General features: G+C 48.3%; 6 protein-coding genes. All 6 read right to left on the bottom strand.

The genetic code is table 11. The annotated features are described in order from the left end of the window. Window positions 1-21: 21 nt before the first annotated feature. Window positions 22-2487, bottom strand: coding sequence for a cell wall-binding repeat-containing protein (locus tag DP119_RS02570; RefSeq protein WP_112230546.1), 2466 nt, complete (start codon window positions 2485-2487; stop codon window positions 22-24). 363 nt (window positions 2488-2850) lie between these two features. Beyond that, the gene (locus DP119_RS16025) at window positions 2851-7518 is read right to left on the bottom strand and encodes a cell wall-binding repeat-containing protein (RefSeq protein ID WP_276308702.1); all 4668 of its coding nucleotides are present in this window, start codon (window positions 7516-7518) and stop codon (window positions 2851-2853) included. Window positions 7519-8725: 1207 nt separating this feature from the next. After that, on the bottom strand, window positions 8726-9430 hold the full coding sequence (locus DP119_RS02560; protein WP_112230544.1) for a hypothetical protein: 705 nt from the start codon (window positions 9428-9430) through the stop codon (window positions 8726-8728). A 16-nt stretch (window positions 9431-9446) separates the two neighbouring features. After that, window positions 9447-11708, bottom strand: coding sequence for a cell wall-binding repeat-containing protein (locus DP119_RS02555; protein WP_112230542.1), 2262 nt, complete (start codon window positions 11706-11708; stop codon window positions 9447-9449). Between the two features lie 269 nt (window positions 11709-11977). Then, on the bottom strand, window positions 11978-13855 hold the full coding sequence (locus tag DP119_RS02550; RefSeq protein ID WP_112230540.1) for an LTA synthase family protein: 1878 nt from the start codon (window positions 13853-13855) through the stop codon (window positions 11978-11980). 753 nt (window positions 13856-14608) lie between these two features. After that, a complete protein-coding gene (locus DP119_RS02545; RefSeq protein WP_112230538.1) occupies window positions 14609-16981 on the bottom strand; it encodes a SpoIID/LytB domain-containing protein in 2373 nt (790 codons plus the stop codon). Window positions 16982-17008 lie beyond the last annotated feature (27 nt).

Below are 17008 nucleotides of genomic sequence, written 5' to 3'. Positions count from 1 at the left end.
AGCGTGGTGATGAACCGTAATTTACTCTTCGTGCAAAGCTTTCACGACTTCTGGAGATACTGCCAAAGTTCCGCCTGTCGTGAATACTGTGCCATAGTAATGGGCTCTTGTTTCAACGGCTTCATTGACGCTGTCTTGTTTCACAAGAAGCATCGGCGCGTCATAAGCTGCCGCAAGAACGTTTCCAGTCAAAGCATCCGGGAAGTTCTGGCCGTTTGCAGCCAAGCCTTCTACAGCATTTTCAAACAATTGTTCCGCTACAGCGAGTGAAGTCAAGTAACGGTTTGCGCCGCTGACACGTGTAGCATTCGGCAATGAGTCCGCTACATCTTCGGAAACAGCCAAAGTTCCGCCGATTACAGTAGTCGTTTCGTATCCTTCAAGCTCTGCCTCAATGACAGCCGGGACGCTATCCGGGCGTGTCAATAAGATCGGCTTGTCGTTAACCGCTGCGTAAGATCCCGCTGACAATGCATCCGGGAAGTCCATTCCGCTTACCACAACTGCATCAGTAGCATCCGTTTCCAATTCATCGGCAATCGCTACAGCTGTATCGTAGCGTGTTTTCCCGCCGACTCTATCTACTTCCAAGCCCAAATCGCCCAATTGGTCAGCAACATCTTCTGAGACAGCTAAGTTACCGCCCAGTACGATCGCTTTCGTTGCACCCAAACGTTCGATTTCTTCCGCTACCGTTGCCGGCAATGAACCTGAACGAGTCAATAGCACTGGCGCATCTTCCTGGTCAGCCAATGGCGCTGCTGTCAATGCATCTGCATACTGGTCGCCGCGAGCGATGACTACAGTATCCGCAGAATCCCATCCTTGTTTCGATACGGCAATCGCTGTGTCGTAGCGGTTTTCACCGGACAAGCGCACTTGGTTGATGCGGCGCTCTTCGTAAGGCTCTACGCCCTCGTCAGCAAATGATTGCGCGTGCTCTTCGAACATTTCCCAGTCCGTGAATCCTGGCTCAGTGACACGGCCTTCTTCGTAAGCTTTTCCGAACATGTCATAGCCGTCGCCGCCTTTAGCGGTGAAGGAGTTTGTTGCGACTGTGTAGGTTTCTTCAAGGTCCAACTCGCCGTAATACTCTCCATTGTCTACGAAGACAGACAAGACGCGGTCGCCGGCTGGCGCTTTGCCGTCATAGTTGAAGAACATGCCGGACACGTGAAGGAACCCGCCGTTTTCTTTCGGGTATTCTCGGACACTGTGCTCAAGCGCGTCTTTGATTTCCTGGCCAGTGACTTCCATGATTGCCAAAGCGTTGCCGAATGGCATAACTGTCAAGACTTCACCATAAGTGATCGGCCCTTCGTCGATAGACTCACGGATGCCGCCGCCGTTTTGAAGCGCGATTGTCGTATCAGGGTTGATTTGCTTCGCTTTTGCGAGCATGCCATCCGTGATGAAGTTCCCAAGGTTCGTTTCGCTTGCACGGACCCCAAACTCTCCGCGCGTGCCGTTCAAGAAGACATTCGCTTCAACACCGATTTCCGTGTCTTTCAATGCATCCACTTCTTCTTTATACGGCGCAAGAATAGCTGCTGCCTCAGCATCTTCTTCTGCAAGTGCAACTTCATGATGTTCGCCGGCAAAATCTGTCACGTTTCCAGCTTCATCGAAAGTTACGTCCAGTTGGCCGAGGAATTTATTGTATTCATTCGCTTGGACAATCACTGTATCTTCGACTTGCTGCGGTGGCAATAGTTTCGTATGCGTATGCCCGCCGACGATGACATCGATGCCCTCAACTTCTGCAGCTAGCGTACGGTCGTTGTCGACTGCTGCGTTGTCATCGTAGCCGATATGCGTCAATGCGATGATCTTGTTGACTTCCTGCCCCTCAAACCATGTTACAGCCTCTTCTGCCGCTTCAAGATAATCAGTGAATTCAACATTGCCAGGACTGGAAATGTCCGCGGTTTCAGCAGTCGTCAAACCGAAGATCCCGACTTCCTCGCCGTCCACTTCTTTCACGACGCCACTGTAGATTTGTCCGTTAGCAGCCGTTTTCGTAAACGCTTCATCCGCTACAAGCGGTGACATTGTAGTATCTCCAGAAAAATCAATATTCGCCCCAAGCATCGGGAAATCTGCATTTCCGACGAATTCACCAAGTGCAGCGTGCCCTTCTTCACTCGAACCAAGATCGAACTCATGGTTACCGAATACCATGGCGTCATAACCCATGTGATTCATCAATGCCAAATCCGCTTCCCCTTGTGATGTGTTGAAATACAATGTGCCCGAGAAGACGTCCCCTGCATCAAGCAATAGGTTGTTCGGGTTCGCCGCGCGAAGCTGATTGATCAAGCTTGCGCGTTTTGGCGCGTTGTCCAGGTTCGCGTGCGTGTCATTCGTGTGCATGATCGTTAACTCGAAATCGCCTTCAGCTGCCTCCGCTTTTTGCGAATCGTAGATTCCGACGACTGTCAAAGCCAATGTCGTCGCCATTACAGAAGTGAAAATCTTTTTCGGCATTTCTACACCATCCTATCAATTTTTTTTGACGAACGTCTCTCAGGGATGTATCTTTCTGACTATGTATGAAGACGTTTGTCCCTATTACCCATAATACTACAAAAGATTTCGAAGGTAAGTAAAATTATGATAAAATTTTTGAAAACGTTTACATTTTTTCTGTTTGTATTAAATGATTTGAATTAATACCATATAAAGGTAATTTAAATTAGTTCTTTGTGCATCTGAAATCGGTTAAAACTCTATCTCATTCTCCCCGTATGATGAGTTTCTACTATTATTATAATAGAGGTACTAATTTCCCTTTAAATCAGACTACAACACAAAAGCGGAGCGCCCTCAGGCACTCCGCTTTCATAAATCTTACTTGTTATTCAAGTACTCGTCCAATTGCTTGAGGATTTCATCGGATACCGCTTGCGATCCACCGATCACTTTCGCGTATTCGACGCCATTCTTCTGCAAGTGTTCGCCAAGTTCTGCTGGTACGGATTTTCCTACCAAGTAAACCCCAGTGTCATGTTTCGCAGCCAGCGCGCCGCCTGCTAGAGCATCCGCAAACGCTGTGCCTGTCGCAATGTACACTGTGTCAGTAGGGCTGCCGAAGTATTTCGCCACTTCTAGGGAAGTTTCATAACGGTTAGATCCCTTGATGCGGAACGAATTCGGAAGTTCGGATGCCGCTTGTTCGCTGATCGCTTGAGTACCACCGATGATCAAGCTGTTTTCAGCTCCCATTTTCACCAATGCCGCTTTCGTGGCATTCGGGATAGATCCTTCGCGTGCCAATAGGATTGGCGTGCCTTCAGACCCTGCATAGCTTGCTACGCTGAGTGCATCCGGGAAGTTCTCGCCGCTTACGACGATCGCAGAATCAGATTTGCCGAATTTCTCAGCAATCTTAGCTGCTGTCTCATAACGGCTTGCCCCGCTGATACGTTCCACTTCAATGCCGTCAGATTTCAATTGCTTCACGACATCATCAGAAATAGCGATTGTTCCACCCAAGACTTGAACTTTCTTCGCGCCTAGACGCTTGATTTCTTCGTATGTTTCAGATGGCAATTTCGCTGTGCGAGTCAGAAGAAGCGGTGCGTCTTGTTTCTTCGCAAGCGGTACGCCTGCTAGTGCATCAGCATAGTTATCCCCACGTGCAAGGACGACTGTGTCTGAAGACTCCCATCCTTCTTTACTCAATTCAACAGCTGTGTCATAACGGCTTACGCCGGAAATGCGCTCAGCGCGAAGTTCAGAATCAGAACGGTCGATCTTCACTTCTTTTTCGACCTTGTTGCCAGCGCCGTCTTCAGCAACCACTTTGAATGTGTTAAGGCCTGGTGCCAAGTCGACTTTCGCCGTTACTGTTTTGCTTACTGGATCAGCTACAGTGATTTCGTCAAAAACATCCTGGTTGTAAAGAACATCTCCGTCAAGGGATAGTTTCACCAAGTTGAAGTTGTCTTTTACCGTGATGTCGAATTCCACTGATTCCTCGTCTTGGTCAACAACGCCAGGAGCGTCGATTGCAAGCGTCGGGTTCACTGTATCCACATAGACTGGGCGGATGATCGAAGACGTGTTGCCGTTGTAATCCGTCGCTTCGAACTTCACATCGTGGCGGCCAGTTTCAAGCTCGATTGTTGTATCGAACGCAAAGCCTTTATCCGTTTCAGTGAATGCCACTTCTTTGCCGTTCACTTTCAATGTTTTCAAGTTTTCTTCAACTACATAACCTTTGACCGGCACAGTGTTCGTTCCGTAAAGGCCAAGAGCCGCTGGGCCATTATCATCCACATAGATGACTGGTTTCACAGTGTCATCTGCATTCGAGATTGCGTAACCAGCGTTATAAGCGTGGTCATATGCAATGATTTCGATCAAGTCAGCTTCTGAAGCATCCAAACCGAACTCATCTAGATCGATGACAGTTTCACTAGCATCGAAGTATCCTTCGACAGGTAAACGCTCGCCGTCAACGTTCACGGAGAAGAATGCAACGCCGACACCTTCATCGGACAAGGAAACTTCCAATGTGTTGTCATCTTCATTCACCGTCACAGTAGCTTCCGGTGCAGTTGTGTCGATGTAGACCGGCAATGACTTGCTCTGCCAATCCGCCTCTTCGTAGTCGACTTTCGCTTTGTACTCGTATTCGTACAAGCCGTCAGCCGCCACTTCGCCTTTCACTTTTCCGTCCCAAGCACGGGCTTCCGAATAGCTGAGGAATGTGCCGGATCCGCCGTTAAAGTAGTTCTTGCGGACGTCTTTCTCGATGTTGACCGTACGGACTTTCTCGCCTTCTGCATTCAAGATATTCGTTTGCAGCTCATCCGCGTTACGGAGCAGCGTGATGTTTCCGTTGATCTTATCGTTCAAGCCATCGTTGTTCGGAGATACTGGATAAACGAGCTCGCCGTCAACTTCCACTAGGTCGTAGTAGTAAAGGCCATCATCAGCATCTTTGATCTTGTATAAATCATAGTATTGCTGGTAGAAATGCGGCTCATCTTTTTCTTCAACACCAAAGGAATCGATGATGTCCGGACGGTCCCATTCGCCGTAGAAGCTGATGTATGGCAAGACCAAATCAGGATTCGATGAACCTTCTTCAGCAGTCAATTTCACGAAACCTTCCACGAAGACATCTTCTTCAAGCGCTTTCGTGATGGAGTTGCCGTCTTTATCAAGCCCCGGCACTTGGCCTTCGCTGATATCGATCGTCACTGTTACGTCTGTCGTTCCGTTAGCCGGTACAGTCACTGTTTCCGGAGCCGTTACTTTCGCTCCTTCTAGTGCGCCGGATTTCAGCAAGTTGGACGTTACTTCGCCTTCTTCCTGGAACATATCGACCAGCACGGAAGTGTCGACTGAATACGTCGCTTCTTTGTCCGTCAAGTTTTCAGCTGTCAATGTGAACGTGAAGGAATCTTCAGTGAAGTCTTTGACATTCACTTTCGCTTCGTTCGTCGCTTTTTCAGTCAAGACGACTGGCGTCGTGACAGCGCCGTTAAGCTGCATCATTCCAGCGCCCTGGCGGCGAGGTGAGATCGTGTCGCCTGATTTGCCGTGCGTGATGTCAGCAGTGTTCAGAAGCAATACTTTCGCCAGGCGTGTACGTTCCTCAAGTGAAAGGTTTTTGAACTCGTCATGGTTTTTCAGGTATTGCTGGACAAGTGCCGCACCGCCCGCAACGTGTGGAGCTGCCATGGACGTCCCGCTCATCACGCCGTATTTGTCGTTTTCAAGCGTCGACAGGATATTTCCGCCTGGTGCAGACAATTCCGGTTTGAACTCAAGGTCCGGCGTTACGCCCCATGAAGTGAAGTCAGTCGCGCGGCCCACTTCAGGTCCTTCTTCAACATTCGTTTGTTCAACATCTGCGCCAAGTTCGCCGTCTTCAGCGAGTGCCGCTTCAAGTTCCAAACCGTCTTCACGGGAAATCTTCATGAACGGAATATCCCAGCCGCCCTGATCTTTGTAGAAAACATTGCTTGTAGAGTTGTAAACGATGATGCCAGCTGCGCCGGCTGCTGCTGCCCAGTTCGTTTTATCGATGAATGTATGCTCACCGCGTTCAACGACAACAACCTTGCCTTCCACATCGATGCCTTCATAATCGGAAGCAGCACCCAATGCATTCGGATTGCCTGTCAATTCCTTCAAGGATACAACTTCGATGTCATCGCCTTGAACTTCGAAATCCGTCCAATCATCTACGCCGAATCCTTCGACTGTGAAACCATCGAATTCCACTTCATGCGTATAGTGGTTGACGACATTCCCTGTAGCTGCGACTTGGATCGTGTCTTTGTTAAGCCCAGGAGATCCGACCAAACCGTAGTCCGGGTTGTCATAATGCGGGTTATCGTAGCCGTAGCCGATATGCCCTGAGTTACCTGCAGATACCGCAGCCACGATGCCGTTGTTTACAGCATTGGTGATGGCTTTGTCTTCTGCGCTGTCAGCGTCATAGAATGAAGAAGTTGAACCTAGGCTCATGTTCAATACATCCGCTCCAAGTTTCACTGCATCATCGATTGCTGCCAAGTAGATATCGGAGAACGTTGATGGGAAGTTGACGTCATTCGAGAACACTTTCATGCCCAGGATCTGGGATTCAGGTGCCACCCCTTTGATGCCGCCGTTTTCTTCATCGCCGTTCGCGCCGACTGTCCCTGCTACGTGCATGCCGTGCATGGAAGCGCCTGGCCCGTCATCTTGGATTTCATCGTTTTTATCGTAATAGTTATAAGCGTAAGGGACTTTTACGTTTTTGTAAGCGCCTTTCAAGCCGTCTTTCGAAACAAGCCCTTCAACATCCGATTTCGACAAATCAACTTTCGACTCATCCGTGATGTTGAAATCTTTATGAGTCGGGTCAACCCCCGTATCGATGACCGCGACTACCATGCCTTCACCCTGGAACTTGCTGTCCGCCCATACTTGGCGTGACTGGATGAAATCGTGGCTCGTGGTCATGTCTGGAGTGACTTCCGGTCTTTCGTATTCATTTGCAATGTATACGTTCTTAACATTCGGCAATTCCTTGATCTTCTGGACGTCGCTGTATTTCACTTGTCCGCTGAAGCCGTTGAATGCCGTCGTATAATCGAATTCGGAGTTTAGTTCAACGCCCTTGGAAGAAATCGTTTTCTTCACGTTTGCATGCGCTTTCACTAATTGAGCTTCAATCTGCTCTTTTTCCGTTTTAGCAAGCTCTTTGTATTGGACACCTTTTGCAGATGCCACTTCAACCGCTGACTGGCCTTCAATTTCAACAATGACGCGAACTTCTTCGTTCGGGTCCAATGCATCCTTTTGAACCATTTCAGCATTATCTTTTTTCTTAAGCTGCTTGATCAATTCCGCTTTTTCGTTGGAAAGAACGTTGATTGCCTGCAGGTCTTTCTCATTGGCTTTCTCTTTATCGCCAGATGTAGCGCTTGCAGTCATAACACCGTTACTTGCAACTAAACCTGCGATCATGGCAACAGATACAAACTTTTTCCAAGTCTTTGAACCGTTTTGCACAATGTAGCCTCCCCTAATGTTTTTTTCGAGGAAATTCACCTATGTCTGATTCCCACTTATGTACGTATTTCCTCACAGATAAAATAGTAACAATAGTCATACAATTATGTCAATATGTTATTTGAATATTCTTGTGAATTGCATTAATGGAATTTAATAGAAATCATATAAGCACAAAAGATGATTAATAGGACAATATATTCCTGCAAAACGCATGTGCTGAAGGGACCTTTTCGTAAAAGAAAAATTTCGATTTCCGAATAATACAGGGTATTTTAGCCTATATTTAATTAATCCTTTTTCTTTTAGTTGAAATTTTAAAGTTTACTAGGTATAAATATTTTTTTTATGAAACGTCTGGTTTCAAGAAAATATATCTTGTTTTTTCCAGTATTTTTTTAACTTCTATCTCCTTTTCTTGCGCTTTTTCTTAACGAACGAAGTTTATTTGTGTAGTCCAGGAGATTCTTTGCGGGAGATACTGCTTCGTCTTAAGAGTAAATGGTGAGGGTTTGCGTGCGGAATTGTTTCGATGTTCTATTGGTGCTTCACACTAGCAGTCGCCGCCTTGCTTTGGGTTGGCCTCCCGCAGTAAGCCAAGAAGAACACTTGTCTTACCGCGCCGGCTCACCCTTGGCGCCGGCCGGCTTAAAGATTTCATTGTGTGAAGAGTGTTTAAGCAGTTCTGCTTCTGTATACCTTGCCGATTAGCGGGGGAATCGCTTCCCGATACTTGGCGTCCGGGTACACAGGTGCTTACTTATAAATCTTGTGGATGGGTCAGAGTTTATTAGCTTCTACTCGAAGCTAAGGTGGCATAGGCTACAAAACATGACGCATTTTCATATTTTTAATTGAGTGAACAAGAAAATTTCTTTTACTTCTAAAACTAGAGACGGAGTGGAAGGGGGCTGACGCCTGTGGGACCGCGCGGGCTGGCGAGACAAACGTGCTGCGCTCTTTGGCACGTTGGCTCAACACCCGCCCCACGGCAAGCAGCCCCCTGCAACGTAGTCGAAAAGCGGAAGCTTTTCCTACCTCTTTTTTATTTACTTCACAATTTATGTCTCATCAGCTGCATGACCCTTATCCTACGCCCCCTCCGGAAAGCGCGCCCCTGCAACGCAGTCGCCAAAACTGAATAGCCTCTTCTCTTTCATTCCCACAAAAAAACCATCCACCAAGAGAGGCGGATGGTTCTTCGTTATTATTTGTAGCTCACCAATTCAACAACAGACTCCTGTTTGTCATCTCCGTTAGCGACTACTGTTTTTTCCTGGATGAACCCAAGACCCGGCGCGAAATAACGCGTCATCGTCGTTACTTGGTCGGATGATTCGGATTTCAGGACTTGCTCGACGACCAATACGTCTTCGAACGTGCCCGCTTGGGTTTCCAGCGTTTCGCCGTTCGATGTGACGATCCATTCGCCTTCTGTGCTGTTGGCTTCATCGATCATGACGACCGGCGCATCCATCGGCACCAAACCTTCGATTGAAATGTCGCGCTCGCCTTCGAGTTCAGAAGTTTCGATCAGCATGTTCATGGACGACTCTGTCCACTCCGTCACTTCGACTGTAGTAGCTTCCCCGAATGTGATTTCTTCGAGTACTTTGTTTCCGGAGACTTCAAGCACTTCGCGTGTCAACTTGAATTCTTCCACCTGGAAATTCTTGACGAGGCCGAGTTCAGGCATATAGAGCTGCATGCCTGTCGGGTCTGTCACTTCGATCGGCGCGTTTTCTGTTGATTCCACATCTGTTTCCGTTGCTTCTGTTTCCGCGGCTTCGGTTTCGGTTGTTTCTGTGCCGCCTGTGCCGTTGACTTTATCGTCTTCTGCAGAATCGGTCACAGCGGTGCCGCAGCCGCCAAGAATGACGGCCGAGAGCAAGAGACCACTGAATTTTTTCATGTATATAACCACCTTATCATTTTTGCATTGCGTTGATCGTCGTTTTAATGGACGAGTTGACAGCTCCACCGATGTAATAGGTGCGATTGATCAATTTCTCTGTGCTGTGTTGTGTCAATGAATCCGTCAGAGTCGCTGGCATCGAGTTGTCCGGCACCAGGAAGAGCGGTGCGTTATAGCGCGCAGAGACTGCGGATGACACAAGTGCATCCGGGTAGTTTGTGCCGGTTGAGACGATCAAGCGGTTTGAGATGAATTCATCTGCGAAGTAATCGATCGCAGCCGTCCCTGTATCGTAACGCGTTTTGCCGGATAGGCGGCGCACAGCGTCAGCACCGATTTCACGTTTTACAGCTTTCTCCAACGATGTTGAAACGGCAGTAGTCCCGCCGACGATGACGACTTCTTCACCGAAAGCTGTTTTCAAACTGTTCGGTACAGCTTGCCCCTCGCCTACAAGGACGATCGGCCAGTTCTTGACTACAGCTATACTGGCAGCAGTTAGAGCATCCGGATAGTTATTGCCCGCCGTGACGAACACGCCATCTGCAGCAGGAAGCTTTTCATTGATTTTCGCATTTGTGTCATAACGGGTCTGGCCGGATAAGCGTTCAACCGCCAAGCCCATATTTTTCAACTTGCTCTCGACAGATCCGGAGAGCGCAATTGTACCGCCGACAATGATCACTTTATTTGCTTTCAAGCGTTTCAGTTCTTGTTCGACAGCCGGGGTAAGGGCATCCGTTCTGCTCAAAAGGATCGGTGCATTGCCGTAATGAGCGGCAAGCGGGCCAGCCGACAAGGCGTCAGCATATTGGTTCGAAGTAGCCAAGACGACCGTTTTCTGGGCTTTCGTGGATGCAAAACCATTCGGGTAGAGCAGTTTAGACACCGCAACAGCTGTATCGATGCGGCTCTTGCCTTGAACATTTTGCGGCGTATATGAGTACCCGGTTTTATCTGTGTTCGTATAGATGACTTTCTTGGCCCACACATCATACAATTCCGAGTTCGGCCAATTGCGTGCATAGTCGCGGGCTTCCTCGCGGTTGTAAAGGTGGATCATCTCGCCTTTGTCTTTCGAACGGACGATGAAGTTTTTGCGTTTGAAGTTCGACCAGACGATATCGTTTTCAAGCGTCGACTCGTCGATGACAGATGCCTGCGCTAACTTGCCTGCATGGGCAATCGCGGCTTCTTCTTGATAGAAACGCGTCACTTCTTTATCGCTGCCGTCTAAGACCACGAATTTCTTCGGCAAGTAATTGGACCATAAAACGATTCCCGTTGTCGTATGGACAACGCGCGTGTTTTTCCATTTTTTCGCTTCGTTGATCGCTTCTTGCTCCGTACCGAAGAGATTATCGCTCATTTTTACGGATGGATGATAGATGCCATAGACTAACGGACGGTCGACCGGTTCAGGATCCGGCTTCGTCGCACCGTCCACTTTCCCGGTTTTCTTATGGATTACATAACTGCCTGAAACAGTTTTCGAATAATTCAACGCATCGGTTTTCGATGTGTAATGTTTGATCGCTTTGCCGTTTTTGTCATTGACGACGTAAACGTTGAAGAAATCATCCACGCCTTTTGCAACGTTCGCTGCGACTTTCTGTTGGAACCACGCTTGCTTGATCATCGCTTCTTCTGTCGGGTTGGACATATAACCGACTTCAAGCAAGACAGATGGCATGTTCGCTGTACGTGTTACGTAAAGGCTGTTCGCGACAATGCCGCGGCCTTCCTTAATCCCTGAATTGATGACTGCGCGGTGCGTGTTTGTTGCCAAACGGCCGCTTTCCGGCGAGTAATGGCGCTGCAATACGGATGGCGGATATGACGAACTCGCATATCGGTTATCGAAGTAATACGTTTCGTATCCACCGTATGTAGGTGAACCAGTCGCATTATGGTGCACGGACATGAAAATGGTATTGTCATTATTTCCGCTTGCAATCATGCCGTTTGCGACTTTCATCCGCTCGACGAGATCCGCACTGGATGAAATGCGTGAAAACTGGACATCGGATGTCCGGGTCATGTGAACGACAAATCCTCTTTTCTCTAGCTCGGATTTCAATCGCTTCGACACTTCCATATTGGCGTGTTTTTCGTAATAGCCGGTCCGGTTTCCTGAGTAACCAGCCGTTCCGCCGTAAACTCCCCCGTGTCCCGGGTCTAAAATAACAGTTGGCTTACCGGCTGCAGAAGCAGTTCCGGTTCCCATTCCAATGGCTAGCAGCAACAACAGCACGAACAAAAGTTTCTTTTTCAATGCTAAATTCCCCTCTTTCTGAACTAATAGTACGGGGGAAAATTAGGAGAAACAAGAGAATTTTACAATATTTTCTTAAAATGATTCTTTATACAGCGTTTAAAACTGAAATTTTTCGATACGAAGATAATAGTCCTATGCAATTTACGAAATACATGTAATTTCTGCATACAATTTAGGTATTTATATTCAATATCTTTATATTGATTATGTAATAAATTTGCATTAAAATCCGTAAATTTGAATTAACAAAAAAAGCCAGAGAAGAGTTAGCTCTCTTCTCCGGTTTCCGCTTCTTCTTCGCCTTCATCCAGGAAGTTGCTCAGCAAGGCGTCGGAATGATTTAGAATCTTCAAGGCGTTTTTCTGTTTCTGTTCAATGGTCTCTTTGTCCGGTTCGATCCGTTCCATCGTATCGAAGTCATAATAACGTTCCGGATACCTGGCGTTTTGCCCCAAGTACATATGGTCACCCGTGATATAAGAGCCTCCCGGCAAGTAATAGCGTACTGCGAGCAAGTTGTTCTCATACTGGAGCATATTATGCCCGACCATCGGGGCTTGCGGTTCGATGCCCATCAAATTCATGATGGTTGGCATCATATCCACCTGCCCCCCGAAATTCGAATTCACTTCCGACTCAAAAAGGCCAGGGGCTGCGATGATGAACGGCAGCAGGAAACGGTCCTTCAAGGAATACGAGTGCCCTAGCAACTCGCCCATCAAATCGGTGTCATTGACCGTCATCGGGCGGCCATGAAGCCCCGAATGATCTCCATTGATGACAATCAAGGAATCTTCATAAATGCCTTCCGCTTTCAGGAAAGCGATAAATTCCCCGACCGCTTCATCTGCGTAGCGGATGGACTGCAGGTAATTCCCGGTGTACGTATCGACATACTGCTCCGGCAATTCCAGATACTTATCTTGTTCACGCACCTCAAATGGCGTGTGGCTTGTCACGGTCATCAAATTCGCATAGATCTTTTTCCCGGATGCAGCCTGTTCCCGTATTTCCCCTTCGGCAAACTGGAACATCGTCCGGTCGGATGGCCATAAACCGATCAAGTCCTCATCCGGAATCTCATCACTCGAGTAGGCATAATCAAAACCGAGCGATGGATACAATTCCTTGCGGTTCCAATATTCGAGCTTGTCCGCATGGTACGTCGTCGTGTAATAATCCTGCTCATTGAGCATGTTGACAAGAGATGGCAAAGGGGTGCCATTCAAGTAATTGACTGTCGGGTCCAGCCCTTTCGGCAATAGCGACATATGCAATAGCCACTCGGCATCGGACGTATTGCCTGCGCCGATCTGCTGGAACATGCGGTCAAAATACAGGCTGTCGCCAAGCAGTTCATTGAGGTTCGGCGTCAATTCCTGCCCGCCGATCGATTGGTTGATGGCAAAGTTCTGCAAGGATTCGACCTGGATGACGAATAGATGGCGATCTTTTGCGATACCGAAGCGTTCGTGTTCCGTGTAAGGCACGAATTCATTGCCTTTCAGCTTTGCCAGCTCCTCATCCGAGATTAAATGCATCTGGGCTGACGCGCTATTTTGCTGAGCCGCCTGGACCAATTGCGTCTGGACAAAGCCTTGCTCCTTGGCGAATAAAGTCATATCCAGAATCGGCTTTTGCAGCGCCACCACTGTCGTCACCAAGCTCACCGCCACCAGCACGAAAGCAACCACGCTGATTTTCTTGCGGTTTTTCATCGTCAGCGGCCGGTTCCAGTACAGGACGAACAATGCGATGTAGACCACTATATCGGCAAAGAACAGGAAATCGAGCGGCGCATACAGCAAGCTGACCGTCTCCATGACCGATCCCGCTTGATCGCCTTGCTGAAGGTCAAAATAGCTCGGCACGGTCTGGAAATAACGCTCATACCAGACAATCGATACGAGAAGCGCCGATACGAACAGGTTATAGACTAACGCAACGAGCGGGCTGACCCGCCGAAGCACGACAAACAGCAGTACCGGCAACAGCATGAAGACCGGAAAGTCGATCGCTACAAGGCGCAGCAAGGAGACTTCGCCGTAGACCAGGTTGCGGAATACCCCCAGCTTGATGAGCAGAATGACGGACAAAATCACTAATACAAGCAACGGGGAGTTAAATTTTTTTGTCTTTTTCATAATAAACACCTCATAATTAATGAATCCATCATAGCATTAATATTACAATTGTTACAATAGAGCTAATATTAGGTAAAGACGCCAGACTATTGGACAGGGTTCCTTTATGTCCTCCCATCCCTTGAACGGCAAGACTTGGATGGTTTTTGGCGGCATCGTGATTTTACCAAAAATTAATATGGGGGAATCGCTTCCAGGGACGGGGGATCCTGCACATAGTTGCTTACTTCTAAATTGTGGATAGGTCAGAATTAATGAGCACATTCTTACGATAAAATGACTCAAGCTAATAAACGTGACGCACTTTCACATAAAAAAATAAGTGGTCAGAAGAAATTCCCTTCCACTCTAAAACTAGAGATGGAGTGGAAGGGGGTGAATGGATGGCGAGGGGAAGCCGAGTCCATTCATTTGCGACGCATCTGCGCAGCAAATGTTTTTGTGCGATGCCCGAACATAGTGAGGGTTGAGCAGATGTGGGAGCAACGGTTCTTCTGCGATGTTCGAACGCAGTGAGAATTGAGCAACGGTTCTTCTGCGATGTTCGAACGCAGTGAGAATTGAGCAACGCATATCAAGCGATGCTCGAACACAGAGAAATTTGGCACGTTGGCCGGGCACCCGCCCCACGGCAAGCAGCCCCCTGCAACGCAGTCGAAAAGCGGAAGCTTTCCACTCACTTCATTACTAAATTTCCACACAAAAAAGCCGCCCTGATGAGGACGGCTTTTTACTATATCGTCGATGCCCTAGTTATTTCACGAATTGCGATGTGTGTTCGATCGATACGTTCTGGTAATAGAAATTCAAGATTTGCTCAGCGCTGTGGCCGGCTTTTGAGCGGTAGTAAGATCCCCACTGGCTCATGCCGATGCCGTGGCCGAAGCCGCTTCCGTCCATGACGAAACGGTCTGGTGCATCCACGATGTCAAAATCGACGCTCTTCAGGTTCGCTGCGCCCATCAATGTGCGGAAAGTGGTCATACTCACTTTCTCGCCGGTTTTATATGTGACAACGGCCTGGTGCTTTTTCAACGAAGAGCCGATGTATTCATTGCTCGCCGTTTTCAAGGCACTTGGAATGACCGACTCGCCTCCAAGATAATAGGCCTGGTCTTTTGTCAGCTGGCTGATCTGCTCCATGTGTTCAGCCGGCAAACGGGTTGGATCCGGATGCAGCATGAGGATTGGTGAACTCGTTTTCGCGGCTAACACTGATCCCGCGAGTGCATCGACAAATGAATGGGCATTGCCGACCACAAGGTTTTTGCCGTTCATCGGCAACAGGCGGTTGATTTCAAGGCTGGTATCCACGCGGGTTTTCCCGCTGATGCGGTCACTGTGGATATTGAGCGCATTCAAGGCATCTGCCGTATTTTCAGGAATCGCTTCATTCCCCCCGATGATCAGCGCTTTCTCGGTCCCGCCCTGCTCCATGAACGCGGCGGTATTGTCCGAAAGCTTCTTGCCTGTATGAATCAGGATCGGCAGCTGATGCACAGCCGCGTAAGCGGAAGCGGATAATGCGTCAGAAGAATTGTCATTTCCAGTAGCCATCAATACAGTATGCGTCTGGCCGATTTCTTGTGCGATCAATAACGAAGTGTCGGAACGGCTTTTGCCTGCCAAGCGTTTGATATTAAAGCCTTTTTCAATCAAAGCCTCTTCGACATTTTCAGAAATCGCCAGCTTGCCCCCCAACAGGTAGATGGTGGCTCCCTGGACGGTTTGTTTTTCCAGGAATTCCTCTACAGAAGACGGCAAGGCGTCACTCTTGGTAAGGAGGATCGGCGCGCCGTATTTGTGGGCCAAAACCGTTCCCGCCAATGCATCGGCAGGTATATCGCCCCGGCCCAGGACGATAGCTGGCGCTTTTTCAGCACCTACTAATTCTTTTGCGATTTCAATCGCCGTATCATAACGGCTTTTGCCTGCCAGTGTCTTGGATGCTGCACCGGCTGCCATATCGAAGCTTAGCGCCCCGTTATTGCTGGTGCGGATATAATAGTCCATTTCAAGCGTGATGGACTGGACTTTCCCGGTGTTTGCGAAGTTCTCGGTTTGGATGTTATTGATGGAAGCGATTTTGATCGATTCGACAGTGGAATCCTGGTCTTTCGCCTTTTTCAATAAATCCTTCTTGAAATTGGTGAACGCATTTTTGCTTTGCTCACCGACGAGCGCGCTATTCAAGTTCAACTCGCCTGTCGTATTCCACCAAGTGGCCGGAGCCATCAAGTCGGCAGTTGCAGGAAGCTGGTTTTTGAGCCAGTTGAGTTTCCACAGGCTTTTCGTATCGAATTCATCTTTTTGTGTAGTCGAGAGATATGGCAATTTTCCTGACCAGTATTGCTCGGGCAGTTCAGTCTGCCCGCCGTTGCTCGATGAGAAATAGGCGGTGACAAAGCCTTTTTGGCCGTCCGCTTTTTTGTATGTGAGAATCTGCCCTTGTGTTTCGTCGACTGCACGGTTTGTATATTCGTAAGCCGAAGTATAATGCGGGGATAACGGGTCCCACATAAAGCCTTTATACACTTGGAAAGTTGTCGTGTCATCGATTTCCAATGTGCTTTGGCTCATCTTGGAGAAAACATAGGAACGGGCTGCTATTGCTTGGGCTTTCAAGGATTCCATGCCCCCGCTCGCTCCCCAACTGGCGGGGCTTTCAGATGGCACGACGCCTTTAAGGTAATCTTCGAATGGCAAGGAGTTGACCGGCTGGATTTTTGTTGTCCCCGACATGCGGAACAGGATTGTCCCAAGATATGGGTATACGGATTGGGATCCTGGTTTATAGAGGTGGATATTATTTGCCTTTGAATAGACGGACGGCTCGATCGTTACCGTATTCAAGCCGCTTTTCAAAGTTTGGCCGCCTTTTTTCAATACCAGTTTGCCAGATGATACGTGCACCTGGTAACGGGTTCCCTTATCCAATTTAACGGTTTTGTCTTCTTTTAATTGTGAGCTGCCCTGCGGAACGAAATCGTAGCTGCTGTTTGTCCCCAAGCTATTGGTGAGCCGGACTTTGACTGTAAAATCGTCGGCTGCCGAGACATTTGCCGCCCCTCCCGCAAGAACACCGATGAACAATAGCATCGCCAGGCCATTCAATAAAATTCTCAATGCTTTTCCCCCTAATTGAATTATTTC

Origin of the sequence: Planococcus maitriensis (assembly GCF_003289925.1) — a bacterium.
GTDB lineage: Bacteria > Bacillota > Bacilli > Bacillales_A > Planococcaceae > Planococcus > Planococcus maitriensis.
The sequence above is the reverse complement of the archived record's forward strand: the minus strand, read 5'-3'. Positions and strand labels throughout refer to the sequence as shown.

What these genes read in the sequence shown, in the direction of transcription:
- DP119_RS02570 (WP_112230546.1), bottom strand. Translation starts at nt 2,487, where the DNA reads ATGCCGAAAAAGATTTTCACTTCTGTAATGGCGACGACATTGGCTTTG.
- DP119_RS02550 (WP_112230540.1), bottom strand. Translation starts at nt 13,855, where the DNA reads ATGAAAAAGACAAAAAAATTTAACTCCCCGTTGCTTGTATTAGTGATT.
- DP119_RS02560 (WP_112230544.1), bottom strand. Translation starts at nt 9,430, where the DNA reads ATGAAAAAATTCAGTGGTCTCTTGCTCTCGGCCGTCATTCTTGGCGGC.